Genomic DNA, 14,085 nt, shown 5'->3' on the forward strand with positions numbered 1-14,085 from the left:
ATGCGATGGGTGCTACGGCGCTGGAGCAGCCCTGACGTGCGGATTTCAGTGGTGGGTTCAGCGTACGGCCGGGGTGGGGTGCACGCAGGAGCGCATACCCCACCCCGGTACGGGGCTACTTCTCGGTGACGCCCGCCGAGTCGAAGGTCGCCACCTCGTGCATGGCCCGGGCCGTGCTCTGGACCAGCGGCAGGGCGAGCAGGGCGCCCGTGCCCTCGCCGAGGCGGAGGTCGAGGTCGACCAGGGGGCGCAGGCCCAGCTTGTTGAGCGCCGCCACATGGCCGGGTTCGGCGCTGCGGTGGCCCGCGATGCAGGCCGCGAGGACCTCGGGGGCGATGGCGCGCGCGACCAGGGCCGCGGCGCCGGCGCTGACGCCGTCCAGGATCACCGGAGTGCGGAGCGAGGCGCCGCCCAGCAGAAGACCGACCATCGCCGCGTGTTCGAAGCCGCCGATCGCGGCGAGCACGCCGATGGGGTCGGCCGGGTCCGGCTGGTGGACCTCGATCGCGCGGCGGACGACCTCGGTCTTGCGGGCCAGGGTCTCGTCGTTGATGCCGGTGCCGCGACCGGTCACCTCGGCCGGGTCGGTGTCGGTGAAGACCGAGATCAGGGCGGCGGACGCCGTGGTGTTGGCGATGCCCATCTCGCCCGTCAGCAGCGCCTTGTTGCCGGCCGCCACCAGGTCGCGGGCCGTCTCGATGCCGACCTCGATGGCCTGCTTGGCCTCCTCGCGGGTCATCGCGGGCCCGGTCGTCATGTCGGAAGTGCCCGCGCGGACCTTGCGGGGCAGCAGGCCGGGGGTGGCGGGCAGGTCGGCCGCGACGCCGACGTCCACCACGCACACCTCGGCGCCGACCTGACCGGCGAAGGCGTTGCAGACCGCTCCCCCGCCGAGGAAGTTGGCCACCATCTGGGCCGTCACCTCCTGCGGCCACGGGGTGACGCCCTGGGCGTGCACGCCGTGGTCGCCCGCGAAGATCGCGACGGCCGCGGGCTCCGGGATCGGCGGCGGGCACTGGCGCGAAAGCCCGGACAGCTGCGCGGAGATGATCTCCAGCATGCCGAGCGCGCCGGCCGGCTTGGTCATGCGCTTCTGCCGCTCCCAGGCCTCGCCGAGCGCCTTGGCGTCCAGCGGGCGGATCTGGGCGACGGTCTCGGCGAGCAGGTCGTGCGGCTCCTCGCCGGGCAGGGCACGGCGGCCGTACGTCTCCTCGTGCACCACCCAGGACAGCGGGCGGCGCTTGGACCAGCCGGCCTGCATCAGCTCGGGCTCGTCCGGGAACTCGTCGACGTACCCGACGCACAGGTAGGCGATGACCTCCAGGTGCTCGGGCAGGCCGAGCGCACGGACCATCTCGCGCTCGTCGAAGAAGCTGACCCAGCCGACGCCGAGGCCTTCGGCGCGGGCGGCGAGCCAGAGGTTCTCGACGGCGAGTGCGGCCGAGTACGGCGCCATCTGCGGCTGGGTGTGGCGGCCCAGGGTGTGGCGGCCGCCACGGGTCGGGTCGGCGGTGACGACGATGTTCACCGGGGTGTCGAGGATGGCCTCGATCTTCAGTTCCTTGAACTGCTTCGCCCGGCCCTTGGGCAACGACTTCGCGTATGCGTCGCGCTGGCGCATGGCCAGTTCGTGCATGCTGCGCCGGGTGTCGGCGGAGCGGATGACGACGAAGTCCCACGGCTGCGAGTGGCCGACGGACGGGGCCGTGTGCGCGGCCTCCAGGACGCGGAGCAGCACCTCGTGCGGGATGGGGTCGCTGCGGAAGCCGTTGCGGATGTCACGGCGCTCGCGCATGACCTTCATGACCGCCTCGCGCTCCGCGTCGTCGTAGGCGGGCGCGGCCGGGCCGGTGGACTGTCGTACATCTTCCACTGCGGCCGTGCTCTCTTCTTCCTGGTCGGCGGCCCTGGTGTCCAGGTCCTCCGCGTGCTGTACGAGGTCGGGGTCGGCCTCCCGCGGGGCGGGCACCTTGACGATCGGCTCCGGCGCCTGCGCTGCCTCCGGGGGGAGGGTGAGTGCGTGCGGCGGGGTCGGGGCGAGGTGCGGGGTGGTCGGCACGGAGCCGCCCACGAGGACGAACTGGCCGAGGGACGCGTCCGGTTGCGGGTCCGCCGGCTCCGCGGCGAGCGGCTGGAGGGGCTCAGTGCCGTGATCCGCTTGGGCCGGGTCCGCGGCCTCGTCGGCCGGGAGTGCGGGCGGGGCCTCGGCGGAGACCACGGCCGGCTCGGGTGCCGGGGGCTCTGCGGAGTGCGCCTGGTCCGTCGGGGAGCCCCCCTCGGCCGGTTCGGCGGCCGGGACGGAGGGCGCCGGAGGCACGGCGGCGGGGGCCGGGTCGGCGATGGCAGCGGCCTCGGGCTGCACTTCGGCCTCCGGCACGGGCGTCGGTGCGTGGGGCGCGGCCTGGACGGGACTGCTCTGGTGCTCTGCTGCCGCGAGGTGGGGGGAGGGCTCGGGGGCGGTGCTCGCGTCTCCGGCCGGCGCCACGGGCTGCGCGGGCTGCGCCGCTTCCGGGAAGGGGGTGGCTCCGGCGGCCTCCACGGTCCCGGGCACGTGCGCGGGCGCCTCGGCAGTGTGCGTGGGCTCGACTGCGACAGCCTGGGCGGGTTCCACAAAGATGGGCTGGGCCGTCGCCAGGTCGGCGGGGTGGGCAGCTTGGCCGGCATCCGGTGCCAGGGCCTCGGGTGCCTGTGCGGCCTCGGGGGCGATTGCTTCAGGCGCCTGCTCGGTGTGCGGTGCGGGCGTCTCGGGGAGCTGTGCGGCTTCCGGTGCGTTCGTCTCGGGGAGCTGACCGGCCTCGGCGGCCACTGCCTCGGGGAACTGCGCGGCCTCGTGAGCGACCGCCTCGGGGAACTGCCCGGCTCCTGGCGCGACCGCCTGCCGGCTCTCGGGCGCCACGGCCTCGGCGACCTGCGGCGCTTCGGGCGCCGCGGCGGCGGGCTGCTCACTGCCGGGCGCAGCGGCCTCGGTGAGCGGTACGCCCTCTGACGTAACGGGCTCGATGATCGGCGCGCCCTCTGGCGCAAGCCCCTCGGCGACCGGGGCAACCGCAGGTGTAAGGCCCTCGGGTGCGCCCTCGACCGCCGGCGCTCCTTCCGGCGCGTGGCTCGCCTCCGGGACCTGGACGGCCTCCGGGGCAGGTGCCGCTCCGGGAACCGGCGCGGCTTCGGGCGCAGGCTCCGTAGCGGGTACGGCCTCCACACCGGGCACGGCTGCATCGGGCTGCCCGCCTTCGGGGGCGACTCCGGCAACGGGCGTCTGCGCGGCCTCAGGCGCAGAACCGTCCAGTGCCTCCTGCCCGGCGTCCGAAGCCACCGGGCCCTGCTCCACGTCTTCAGTGGCTCCCGCGGGAGCCGGCTGCGCGCCGTCCGCGGCGAACTCGCCCGGAGCCCCGTGCCCGCTCTCCGAGGCGGCGAACCCGCCGGGAGCGACATGCCCGTCCCCGGCAACCGGTCCACCGGCAGCGCCCCCGGCAGTCTGCCCGCCCTCCACGGCGGACACCCCCACCGGAACGTGCCCGCCCTCCGGGCCGTGGGCCACGCCGATGTCACCGTTCTGCGCCGCCGGAGCGGTCTCCGTGGCGATGTGGGCCATGACGGGCTGTGCGGCGGCCACCGGCTCCGCGCCCGGTTCGGCCGCCGGAACAACCGTTTCCGCAGCCGGTGCCTGGGCGTTCACCGGTGCCGCTGCCTGCACCGCGGCCTGCGCCTGGGCGCCCCAAGGGGCCGCGCCCTGCGGAGGCATCTGGTGCAACTGGGGGGCGTCGTAGTACTCGGGGCCGGCGGCCGGCGCGGCGGGCTGGCGTACCGGTGCGCCCGCGGGGCCGCGGTCGGCGAGGGAGCGGACCGGGCTTGCCGAGGTGTCGGGGATCGGCGGGCCGAGGTGCAGCGGGCGACGCGGCGTCACCGGCGCCGGGGCGGGCGTCGGGCCCGGGAGGCGGACGCCGCCGAGGTCGACCGAGCCGCTGTCGCGGCCCGCCGTCTCGTGCGGGCCCGGCTCATGGACGGCCTCGACGACCGGCTCGGGCGCGGGCGGCGCGACCTCGTTGCCCCACGGGCTCTGGGCCCCCGGCAGCAGCAACAGGTCTTCGTCCTCGGCGGTGGTCTCGGAGAGGTAGGTGTACGCACCGTGCGCGTGGACGCCCGGCTGTTCCACCATGCCTGCGCTCTCCGGCAGTCCCTCGCCCGGGACCTGGCCGGTGTCGGTCATGCGTACCCCTCGCCCATCGGTTAGTGCTTCCACGTACAGCCCACCGGGAGCGGCGCACCGACCGCCCCCGCAGTGAAGAACGAGCGTGCCTGCCCAGCGGCACGAACGACCCGCCCGCAAAAGGCGACAAAGCCATTCAGTGGCATTGTCCCGGCCGTTCCGCCGTCACGACAGGTTGATCCGTGACGACCCGCTGTGGACTGCGCCACGTTGCGCGTCCTCCGGTTCTGCCGTACCGCGCCCACCCCAAAAGGGGTGCGTTTTCCGGACATTGACGAACGAACTGCCGGGCCACCTGGTGCGGTACAACGGTCGGCCAGCCTACCGCGAGCGGTACGACTACAGGATCACCGGGACGGCAGAAACCAGGATCACTGGGACGGCGCCAGGGTCACGACGTGCGCCCCGGGAGTACTCCGCTGAGCAGGAACGCGACGCTCCGCTCCGTCTCCGTCCAGGCCCTGGTGTCGAGTTCGACGGACTGGATCAGGGCGCACTCGACCTGGTAGCCGTGCTCGGTGAGGTCCCGGCCGATCAGTTCGGCCGCGTCGCGGGTGGCCGCGTGGGTGACGATGCGCTGCGGGCGGCGGTCGGCGACCGCGGAGACCACGGCCGCTCCCCCGCCGCCGACCCGGACGACGTCCGGCTCGGGGAGGTTCTCCAGGACGTGCGGGGCCGTGCCCTGCACGATCTGCAACTGGACGCCGAAGTGCCGGGCGGCGGCGTCCGTGCGGGCACAGGCCTCCAGCGCACGGTCGACGGCGATGACGGCGGCTCCGGCGCGTGCGGCCTCGGTGGCGAAGGCGCCGCTGCCGCAGCCGATGTCCCAGACGAGGTCACCCACGCGCGGGCCGAGCCGGGCGAGTTGGGCGGCGCGCAGCAGATCCGTCTCGCCCTCGCCGAGCGGGCCGTCGTAGGCCTCGGCGGGCTGGGTCCAGCCGCGTGGTCCGGCTCCCGGGTCGCGTCCGGCGAGCCAGCCGCCGCCCTCACCGGGGACGCCGGATCCGGCGGGCCCGCCGATGACGATGACGACGTTCGGGTCGCGCCAGGTGTGGTCGGGGGCCTTGTCGGAGGTGACGACGGTGACCTGTTCGCGTTCGGTGCCGAGTTCCTCGCAGATGACGAAGGTGCGGTGGACGCCTTCGAGGAGGAGGCCGAGTTCGGCAGGACCTGCGCCGGGTGAGGTGAGGACGGCGACTTTGGTGTGGGCGCGGCACACATTCACTGCGCGTCGCAGGGTGCGGCGGTGTGCGACGACCACTTGGGCGTCGTCCCAGGGCATACCGGCGCGGGCGAAGGCGGCGGCCACGGAGGAGACGGCGGGGACGACCTCGACCTCGAGGCCGAACTCGGGTGCGCGCAGGGTTCGTACGACGCCGAAGAACCCGGGGTCGCCGTCGGCCAGTACGACCGCGGTGCCGCGGTGGCCGGCGATGCGGCGGGCGGCGAGGGAGACGCTGCCGAGGCGGATGCGCTCGGCGCGGGGCGGCACTTCGGGGAGCGCCAGGTGGTGGGCGGCACCGGCCACCAGCGTGGCGGCGCCCAGGGCGGAGCGGGCCGCGGCGGTCAGGGGCGAGCCGTCCCAGCCGATCACCGTGACACGGTCGGCCATCGTCGTCGGTCTCCAGGGGTTTTACGCAGGTCGGGCTCCGTGAGGGTACCTGGTGTCAGGTGCGGACCCTCGAGCCCCCAAGGTTCAGTTCCAGTCGGTGAAGGTCGTGAAACCGCCGCTGTCGGCCAGTTCCTCGCCCGCGCCGTCGAGGTCCTCCGGAAGCAGGCTCCACACGATGAAGTCGGTGCGTACGTCGCTCCAGGTCCCGTCCTCGGCGCGGACGTGGGCTATGCAGGCGTTGCGCAGGACGCCCTCGCTGATGCAGCCGATCTTCTGGGCGACCTGCTGGGAGGCGGTGTTGTCGGCGGCGGTGCGCAGCTCGATGCGCTCCAACTTCTGGTCGCCGAAGAGCCATTGGGCGGTGGCGAGCGCGGCCTCCGAGGCGTAGCCCTCGCCGCGCGCCCACGGGGCGATGATGTACGACAGTTCGGTGGACCGCACATGCCAGTTGGTCTTGGTGAGCTGGACGATGCCGACCAGGCGCTGGGTGAGGAACTCGGTGACGGCGAGATCGAGTCCGCGGCCCGCCGCCCGCTCGGCCGGCGCGTACTCGGTGATCCAGTGGCGGGCCTGGTCCTCGTCGAAGGGCTGGGGGACGTCGGTCCAGGCGCCGACCTGCTCGTCGTTCATCATCTCGGCAAGCCCGTTCACGTCGTCCTCGTCGAGGGGCCGCAGCACCAACCGCTCCGTGCTGATGGAGATGTTGGGGAAGGTGCTAGTCATGCGCCACTCCGTAACCTTCGGAAAACCTTCGGGGCCTGCTGAACTGCCCAGCATGCAGCATGTCGGCACGGAACCGCACCACGGGGCCGACTCCAGGTGAGCGAGTGGACCCCGTGCGTGGCGATACGCCGTATACGTGCCGTCAGGAGAGGGTTCAGAAGGACGGGATGACCGAGCCCTGGTACTTGTCCTCGATGAACTTCTTCACCTCGGGCGAGGTGAGCAGCTTGGCGAGCTTCTTCACCCGCGGGTCCTTCTCGTTGCCCTTCTTCACAGCGAGGAAGTTGCCGTAGGGGCTGTTCTTCGCGGGCTCCAGGACGAGGGCCTCCTTGGCGGGCTTGATGCCCGCGGAGATGGCGTAGTTGCCGTTGACGACCGCGGCGTCCACGTCGTCCAGGGAGCGCGCGGTCTGGGCCGCCTCGACCTCCTTGAACTTGAGGTTCTTCGGGTTCTTGGAGATGTCCTGCGGGGTCGCTTCGTTGCCGACGCCGGGCTTGAGCGTGATCAGGCCGCCCGCCACGAGCAGCTTGAGGGCGCGGGCCTCGTTCACGGCGTCGTTCGGGACGGCGACGGTGGCGCCGCTCTTCAGCGCGTCGGCCTTCTTGACCTTGTGGGAGTAGAGGCCGAGCGGCTCCAGGTGCACGGTGACGACGGGCACGATGTGGGTGCCGCGCTTCTTGTTGAAGTCGTCGAGGTACGGCTGGTTCTGGAAGTAGTTGGCGTCCACCGAGCCGTCCTCGGTCGCGGTGTTCGGGACGATGTAGTCCTGGAACTCCTTGACCTGCAGGTCGAGTCCGGCCTTCTTCGCCAGGTTCTTCTTGACGAAGTCCAGGATCTCGGCGTGCGGGGTCGGGCTCGCGGCGACGATCAGCGGTCCGCTGTAGTCGGAGGAGCCCGAGGCGGAGTCGGTGCCCGAGCCGCAGGCGGTGAGCCCGAAGGTGAGGGCTCCGGCGGCGAGGACGGCAGTGGTGAGCTTTGCGGTGTTACGCACGAAAAGTGCCTTTCCTTATGGGTGGAGCGACCCCGCGGTTGGTGGTGCGGGGAGTCTGTGGGGTGCTCAGGCGGCGTGGCCGGCGTCGGTCGAGGCCGGCTCCTTGGCCTTCAGCAGGCGCAGCCTCGGCGCCGGGCCGGAGCGGCCACCCCGTCCGTGGAGCGAGCGGGCCGCGTAGTCGCCGGCGAACTGGATGACCGAGATCACGACGGCCAGGATCGCCACGGTGATCCACATGAGTTCGGTCTCGAAGCGCTGGTAGCCGTAGCGGATGGCGATGTCGCCGAGGCCGCCGGCGCCGACCGTGCCGGCCATCGCGGAGTAGCCGATGAGGGCGACGACCGTGGTGGTGGTGCCGGCGATCAGCGAGGGCAGCGACTCGGGGACGAGGACCTTGCGGACGACGGTCCAGGTGTTGCCGCCCATCGACTGCACGGCCTCGACGAGCCCGCCGTCCACTTCGCGGACAGCCGTCTCGACGAGGCGCGCGAAGAACGGGATCGCCCCGATGGCGAGCGGCACGATGGCGGCCTCGCGGCCGATGGTCGTGCCGGTGATCCAGCGGGTGAAGGTCATCAGGGCGACCATGAGGATGATGAACGGCATCGAGCGGGCGACGTTCACGATCTGCCCGATGACCTTGTTGGCGAGGACGTTCTGCAGCAGTCCGCCCCGGTCGGTCAGGACGAGCAGAATGCCGAGCGGGAGCCCGCCGAGGACGGCGATCAGCGTGGACCAGCCGACCATGTACAGGGTGTCCCAACACGCCTGCGACAGCAGCGGCTGCATTTCCGTCCAGGTCACAGCTCGGCACCTTCCGTCAGCAGTACGGGCTCCTGGCCCAGGACCTCGATCTGCAGGCCTTGTTCGCGCAGGAAACCGATCGGCACGACGTTGTCCTCGTAGCGGCCGGGCAGTTCGATGCGCATCCGGCCGACCTGCAGTCCGCCGACGGTGTCGATGGCGGCGCCCAGGATGGAGATGTCGATGTTGTAGGTGCGTGAGAGCTGGGAGATGACGGGCTGGGTGGCGGCCTCGCCCTGGAAGGTGACGTCGACGACGGTGCGGTCGTCGCCGGTGGCCTCGCCGTCCACCGGGAAGAGGGCGGAGGCCAGCTCGGAGCCGGGGGTCGCGAGCAGTTCGCTCACCGTCCCGGACTCGACGATGCGGCCCTTCTCCATCAGGGCGGCCGAGTCGCAGACCGACTTCACGACGTCCATCTCATGGGTGATGAGCAGGACGGTCAGGCCCAGCTGCCGGTTCAGGTCGCGCAGCAGCCGGAGGACGGAGCGGGTGGTCTCCGGGTCGAGGGCGCTGGTCGCCTCGTCGGAGAGCAGCACCTTGGGGTCGCCGGCCAGGGCGCGGGCGATGCCGACGCGCTGCTTCTGGCCGCCGGAGAGCTGGGCGGGGTAGGCCTTCGCCTGGTCCGCGAGGCCGACCAGGTCGAGCAGCTCGAGTGCCTTGCGGGAGCGCTCCTTGCCGGACTTGCCGAGGATCTCCAGCGGCAGCTCGACATTGTCCTGGACCGTCCGCGTGGACAGCAGGTTGAAGTGCTGGAAGACCATGCCGATACGGCTGCGCGCCTGACGGAGTTCCTTGCCGGCGCGGGGTCCGCGCCCCGCGAGGGCGGTGAGCTCCTGCCCGGCGACGGTCACCGTCCCGGCGGTGGGCCTCTCCAGCAGGTTGACGCAGCGGATGAGGGAGGACTTGCCGGCGCCGGACTGGCCGATGACGCCGTACACCTCGCCTTCGCGGACGTGCAGGTCGACGCCGTCCAGGGCGGTGACCTCACGGCCGCGTGAGCGGTAGACCTTGGTCAGGCCTGAAGTCGTGATCACTGGGGTTCCGTCACTGTCGAGTACGCGGGCGTGGGTGTGCCCTGGTACGGAAGGGAAAGTCATGCGCGGGCGGCTCGGTCACATACGGCGGAAGGCGTACGGACATGCCGCGGCGGCTCGCTTCGGGGCGCGAGACTCAGGGGGTGGTGCAGGGGCCCTCTAGAAGGCGCGCATTCGACACATACAACGAGCACCGGGCGTCATGGTCGCCTCGGTCGCAAGGGTGCGGCAGCTCGTCGTGGTCATGTGATCAGTAAAGCAGACGCATGGTCCTGACCAACCGCGCTTGTCCGCATGCTGGACAGGCGTGGACGCTTTTCGGCTGGCAGCCGCAGACGTCCGCTTCCTGTCGGTGACCAGCGCGGACAAGGCCGGCAGATCCTTCACGGCCGCACCGGCGTGGAGCTCGCGGGGTCGGCGTGCTGTGGTCAATGCCACGGTGGCGCCTTGCCCTGGAGGGCGGCCCTGCCGGGCGGCGCCCCGGTCAGCGCCCAAGCCCGCATCGGACCCGAGGTGGCGGCGTTCGTCGCCGACGGCCCGGCCGGCTGACCGCCCGGGCCGGGCGCGGCAGGTCTTTTGGGCCGTAATAAGGTCGCTGCATGCTTGATGCCCTGACGCTGGCGACCGGTGTCGCCGCGCTGCTGCTCGCCGCCTGGTGCGGGTGGGCCGCCTATCGAGACCAGCCGACGAAGGACTGGCACTTCATCGGTATGGCCGTGGTGTCGCTGCTGGCCGTGGTGCAGCTGGTGATCGGGATCGTGCTGCTGGCGCGGGGCGAGAAGCCGGAGCAGGGCACGACGATCTTCGTGGCGTATCTGCTGGGCGCGTTCGCGTGTGTACCGGCGGCGGGGTTCATGTCCTTGGCGGAGCGCACCCGTTGGGGTTCGGTGACGGTGGCCGCCGGCGGTATCGTCCTGGCCGTTCTCGAAGTGCGGCTCTACGACATCTGGGGAGGCTGAGGTGACCTCGGTGCAGGAGAAGCCCACGAGGACGCGGCTGATCGGCGGGCCGGGGATGCTGCTGGTCTGGTTCTACGGCGTGATGGTCGTCGGGGCCGTGTCGCGCTCCGTCTACCAGATCGCGACCGAGTTCGACCGGGCACCGCTCGCCTACTCGCTGTCCGCCGTCGCGGGAGTCGTCTACGGCTTCATCACGTACTCGCTGGTCCGCGGCGGCGAAACCGCCCGCAGGGCGGCGCAGATCTGCTGCGCCGCCGAACTCGCGGGTGTGCTGATCGTCGGCACGTGGACGCTGGTCGACAAGTCGGCCTTCCCGGACGCGACGGTGTGGTCGGACTACGGCATGGGCTACGTCTTCATTCCCGTACTGCTGCCGCTGTCCGCGCTGTACTGGCTGCGCAGGAACCGCGCCGTCACGCAGTAGTCACGTACGCCCCGGCGGGCTTCTCCAGCACGATCATCGGCACCCCGTCGTTGCCCTGCGAGGTGCCCACCGCCTGGTAGCCCACCCGGCGGTACAGCCGCAGGTTGCCCTCGCTGCGGTGGCCGGTGTGGAGGCGGAACACCTTGGCGCCGCGCTCCTCCGCCAGCGCCGACTCGGCCGCGCGCAGCAGCCGCGCGCCGATGCCGTGGCCCTGCAGCCGGGGGTGGACGCAGAGCTTGCCGATGGAGGCGGAGCCGTCCTCGGTGACGCGGCCGCGGACCGAGCCGACGACCTCCTCGCCGAGCCGCGCCACATAGACGCAGTCGGCGGCCACCTCCTGGCGGACCGAGTCGAGGCTCTGGACGAGCGGGTCGATGCGGTAGTTGCCGTACAGCGCCGCCTCGCTCTGGAAGCACAGGTACTGGAGCCTGAAGATCTGCTCTGCATCCTGCTCGGTCGCCACCGAGATGGTCACGCTCATGCCCATGTGCGCACGCCTCCCGCTCACCTGATCGCCACGTTGTCCCTCACTCCTATCCCCGCGGTTCGCGGGCCGCAACCTCCGGCGAGAGCAAACGACGGAGACAACCCAGGCATCTGGAACGTTCCGGGCCGAGACTGCCCTGTGAGATACCCAACTCCCCCGCGATTTCCCGGTATGTCAGGTCCTTCGGGGACAGCAGCGCCTCCATCAGGCCGGGGCAGCGGCCGGGCAGCCGGCGGACGGCCTCCCGCAGGGCCCGGCCGCGGGCCGCCGCGAGGGCCAGCTGCTCGGGGTCGCGGCCGACGTCGTCGGCCGGCTCGATGCCGTACGGCCGTTCGTGTCGGGTGGTACGGCGGGTGCGGCGCACCTCGGAGCGGACGGCGCTGCGCAGCCAGCGCTGGGGGTCGGACGGTGGGCCGTCCACCTCGAGGTGCTCCAGGAGGCGGAGCCAGACCGCCTGTTCCAGGTCGCCCGGCTCGGCCCCGGAGGCATGTGCCTCGGCCGAGGCCTCGGCGGTGAGCAGCGGGCGCAGAGCGGCAACCAGGTCGTGCGTCATATGCGGTTCGACGCGGCCGCGCGGGGCCCAGTTGCCCGGACGGCCGACTGTTCACCCCAACCGGGGTCGGCCGCTCAGCCGTTGACGAAGTCCTCGCGAGCCAGCACGCCGGTGTCGGCGTTGTCCGTGAAGACACCGTCGATGCCGGTGGCGAAGTACGTCTTGAAGGCGCCGAAGGGGTCGCCGTACGCGTCCGCGGCCGTGCCCTTGCGGTACTCCGCCGGCAGGAACGGGTTCTCGTTGCGCATGGTGTACGGGTGCAGGATCAGGCCGACCTTGTGTGCGTCGGAGACGAGGGTGGTCGGCTTGTCGAGGCTGCCGTCCGCCTTCTTGGTGATGATCAGGTCGAGGGTCGGGCCGAGGCCCTGCGCGTAACCGGCGATCTCCCTGAGGCCCTTCGGGGTGATCAGGTCGGCGACGGTGCGCGGGTCGCCCGCCTCGACGAAGTCCCAGGGGCGGCTGCCCGCGGCGGACAGGAGCACCACCAGCGGGTTGTCGACCAGCTTGTTCAGGCGCTGGATGCTGCTCGGCTCGAAGGACTGCAGGATGACCGGCGAGTTCCGCCTGTCCTTGCCGTACTTGTGCAGCAGCTTGGCGACCCGCTCCTCCAGGCCCAGGCCCAGCTTGCGGAAGTAGGTGGGGTGCTTGGTCTCGGGGTAGATCCACACCTGCTTGCCCCGCTTGCGGGTCTGCTCGTCCTGCCACTTCAGGACCTCTTCGAAGGTGGGGATCTCCCAGCGGCCGTTGTAGAGGGTGTTGTGCGGGCGGTTGGCCGGAATCCGCTCGATCGCGCGCAGCGTCTTCAGCTCCGCGAGGGTGAAGTCCTCGGTGAACCAGCCGGTGGTGGAGACGCCGTCGAGCACCTTGGTGGTCTTGCGGTCGGCGAACTCGGGGTGGTCGGCGACGTTCGTCGTCCCGCCGATCTCCGGCTCGTGGCGGCAGACGAGATGGCCGTCCTTGGTGGGGACGAGGTCGCCGGCCTCGACGACATCCGCGCCCAGGTCGAGGGCCAGGTTGTACGAGCCGAAGGTGTGCTCGGGCCGGTAGCCGCTGGCTCCGCGGTGGCCGATGATCGTCGGCTTGGGCAGGCTCTTGAGTCCGCCGTGCGTGTGGTCGGCGCCCGCGGCTCTCGCCGTGCCGGACAGGCCGAGTACGGCACCGCCCGCGCCGAGTACCGCCGCTCCGAGGAGTGCCCGTCGTCCGGTGCCGCCTGTCTGCTCGTTCTCCTGCGTTCCCATGAGCGCCTCCCCTGACGTCGGCTCGGTCTGTTCTGTCGGCGCGCCGATCGTAGGGGCGTGGACATGACGCGAGGGAGGCGTTGGCCGGAACATGCGGGTGACTCGGGATGTCGTATGGGTCCTACGGGGAAGAAGATCCGACGAGCCGTGAGGGGGCCCGCGTGGCTCGCCCGTTCGGCGGCGAGTCGTCCGTCACATCGTTCCGGCCTGTTACCGGCAGGCAATCTGGCGTCACCCCAGGTAAACCCGCGTCAACAGTGCGTAAGACCTCGGTGAACCCGATGTGCAAGACCCCGGTGACCGCGAGTATCGTCCTCACCTGCACAGACTCATACCGAATCCCTTGACACCGGAGGGCCCGTTGTCCCGCTTCGTGCTCATCAAGGCAGTGCTCGGACCGATCATGCGCCTGATGTTCCGCCCACGGGTGGAGGGCGCGGAGCACATCCCGGGCGACGGTCCGGTCATCCTGGCCGGCAACCACCTCACCTTCATCGACTCGATGATCCTGCCGCTGGTCTGCGACCGCCAGGTGTTCTTCATCGGGAAGGACGAGTACGTCACCGGCAAGAGCCTCAAGGGCCGGCTGATGGCCTGGTTCTTCACCGGCGTCGGCATGATCCCGGTGGACCGCGACGGCGGCCGGGGCGGGGTGGCCGCGCTGATGACCGGGCGCCGCGTGCTGGAGGAGGGCAAGGTCTTCGGGATCTACCCCGAGGGCACGCGGTCGCCCGACGGTCGGCTGTACCGGGGGCGCACCGGCATCGCGCGGCTGACGCTGATGACGGGGGCGCCCGTGGTTCCCTTCGCGATGATCGGCACGGACAAGTTGCAGCCGGGCGGGGCGGGGATGCCCCGTCCGGGGCGGGTCACTGTGCGTTTCGGTGAGGCGATGGAGTTTTCTCGGTACGAGGGGATGGACCGGGATCGGTATGTGCTGCGGGCGGTTACGGACTCCGTGATGGCTGAGGTCATGCGCCTGTCCGGGCAGGAGTATGTGGACATGTACGCGACCAAGGCCAAGGCTGCGTAGTGCCTCCGGCGGTCGGGCGG

12 protein-coding genes are annotated in these 14,085 nt (G+C 71.5%); 3 read left to right on the forward strand and 9 right to left on the reverse strand.

Annotation, left to right across the window (positions count from 1 at the left end):
- Positions 1 to 115 precede the first annotated feature (115 nt).
- From cobT to ACWCRD_RS23305, 6 genes are all read right to left on the reverse strand, one after another.
- Complete coding sequence (gene cobT / locus ACWCRD_RS23280; RefSeq protein WP_450967708.1) at positions 116 to 4,207, reverse strand: nicotinate-nucleotide--dimethylbenzimidazole phosphoribosyltransferase; 4,092 nt, start codon at positions 4,205 to 4,207, stop codon at positions 116 to 118.
- Between the two features lie 391 nt (positions 4,208 to 4,598).
- Positions 4,599 to 5,819 carry a precorrin-6y C5,15-methyltransferase (decarboxylating) subunit CbiE gene (gene cbiE, locus ACWCRD_RS23285; RefSeq protein WP_450967709.1) on the reverse strand — a complete coding sequence of 407 codons (1,221 nt, stop codon included), beginning with the start codon at positions 5,817 to 5,819 and terminating at the stop codon, positions 4,599 to 4,601.
- Positions 5,820 to 5,903: 84 nt separating this feature from the next.
- Entirely contained in the window at positions 5,904 to 6,542 is a 639-nt protein-coding gene (locus ACWCRD_RS23290; protein WP_450967710.1) for a GNAT family N-acetyltransferase, read from the reverse strand.
- A gap of 154 nt (positions 6,543 to 6,696) precedes the next feature.
- Entirely contained in the window at positions 6,697 to 7,533 is an 837-nt protein-coding gene (locus ACWCRD_RS23295; protein WP_450967711.1) for a MetQ/NlpA family ABC transporter substrate-binding protein, read from the reverse strand.
- Positions 7,534 to 7,599: 66 nt separating this feature from the next.
- Positions 7,600 to 8,337: a methionine ABC transporter permease gene (locus ACWCRD_RS23300; RefSeq protein ID WP_450967712.1), complete on the reverse strand. Its 738-nt coding sequence runs from the start codon at positions 8,335 to 8,337 to the stop codon at positions 7,600 to 7,602.
- Positions 8,334 to 9,371: a methionine ABC transporter ATP-binding protein gene (locus tag ACWCRD_RS23305; RefSeq protein WP_450967713.1), complete on the reverse strand. Its 1,038-nt coding sequence runs from the start codon at positions 9,369 to 9,371 to the stop codon at positions 8,334 to 8,336. The genes ACWCRD_RS23300 and ACWCRD_RS23305 overlap by 4 nt, the downstream gene beginning before the upstream one ends.
- 599 nt (positions 9,372 to 9,970) lie before the next feature.
- Here ACWCRD_RS23305 and ACWCRD_RS23310 point away from each other — a divergent pair.
- Both ACWCRD_RS23310 and ACWCRD_RS23315 read left to right on the forward strand, forming a co-directional pair.
- Positions 9,971 to 10,330: a hypothetical protein gene (locus tag ACWCRD_RS23310; protein WP_450967714.1), complete on the forward strand. Its 360-nt coding sequence runs from the start codon at positions 9,971 to 9,973 to the stop codon at positions 10,328 to 10,330.
- Position 10,331: 1 nt separating this feature from the next.
- The gene (locus tag ACWCRD_RS23315) at positions 10,332 to 10,754 is read left to right on the forward strand and encodes a hypothetical protein (RefSeq protein ID WP_450967715.1); all 423 of its coding nucleotides are present in this window, start codon (positions 10,332 to 10,334) and stop codon (positions 10,752 to 10,754) included.
- On the opposite strand, the gene ACWCRD_RS23320 is transcribed toward ACWCRD_RS23315, so the two are convergent.
- From ACWCRD_RS23320 to ACWCRD_RS23330, 3 genes are all read right to left on the reverse strand, one after another.
- Positions 10,744 to 11,241, reverse strand: a complete 498-nt coding sequence (locus ACWCRD_RS23320; protein ID WP_450967716.1) for a GNAT family N-acetyltransferase — start codon at positions 11,239 to 11,241, stop codon at positions 10,744 to 10,746. The two genes, ACWCRD_RS23315 and ACWCRD_RS23320, sit on opposite strands and share 11 nt — an antisense overlap.
- Before the next feature lie 46 nt (positions 11,242 to 11,287).
- Positions 11,288 to 11,794, reverse strand: a complete 507-nt coding sequence (locus ACWCRD_RS23325; RefSeq protein ID WP_450967717.1) for an RNA polymerase sigma factor — start codon at positions 11,792 to 11,794, stop codon at positions 11,288 to 11,290.
- Positions 11,795 to 11,868: 74 nt separating this feature from the next.
- On the reverse strand, positions 11,869 to 13,032 hold the full coding sequence (locus tag ACWCRD_RS23330) for a glycerophosphodiester phosphodiesterase (protein WP_450967718.1): 1,164 nt from the start codon (positions 13,030 to 13,032) through the stop codon (positions 11,869 to 11,871).
- Positions 13,033 to 13,393: 361 nt separating this feature from the next.
- On the opposite strand from ACWCRD_RS23330, the gene ACWCRD_RS23335 reads away from it, so the two are divergent.
- Entirely contained in the window at positions 13,394 to 14,065 is a 672-nt protein-coding gene (locus ACWCRD_RS23335; protein ID WP_450967719.1) for a lysophospholipid acyltransferase family protein, read from the forward strand.
- Positions 14,066 to 14,085 lie beyond the last annotated feature (20 nt).

The sequence above is a fragment of the Streptomyces sp. NPDC002092 genome, from assembly GCF_053593775.1.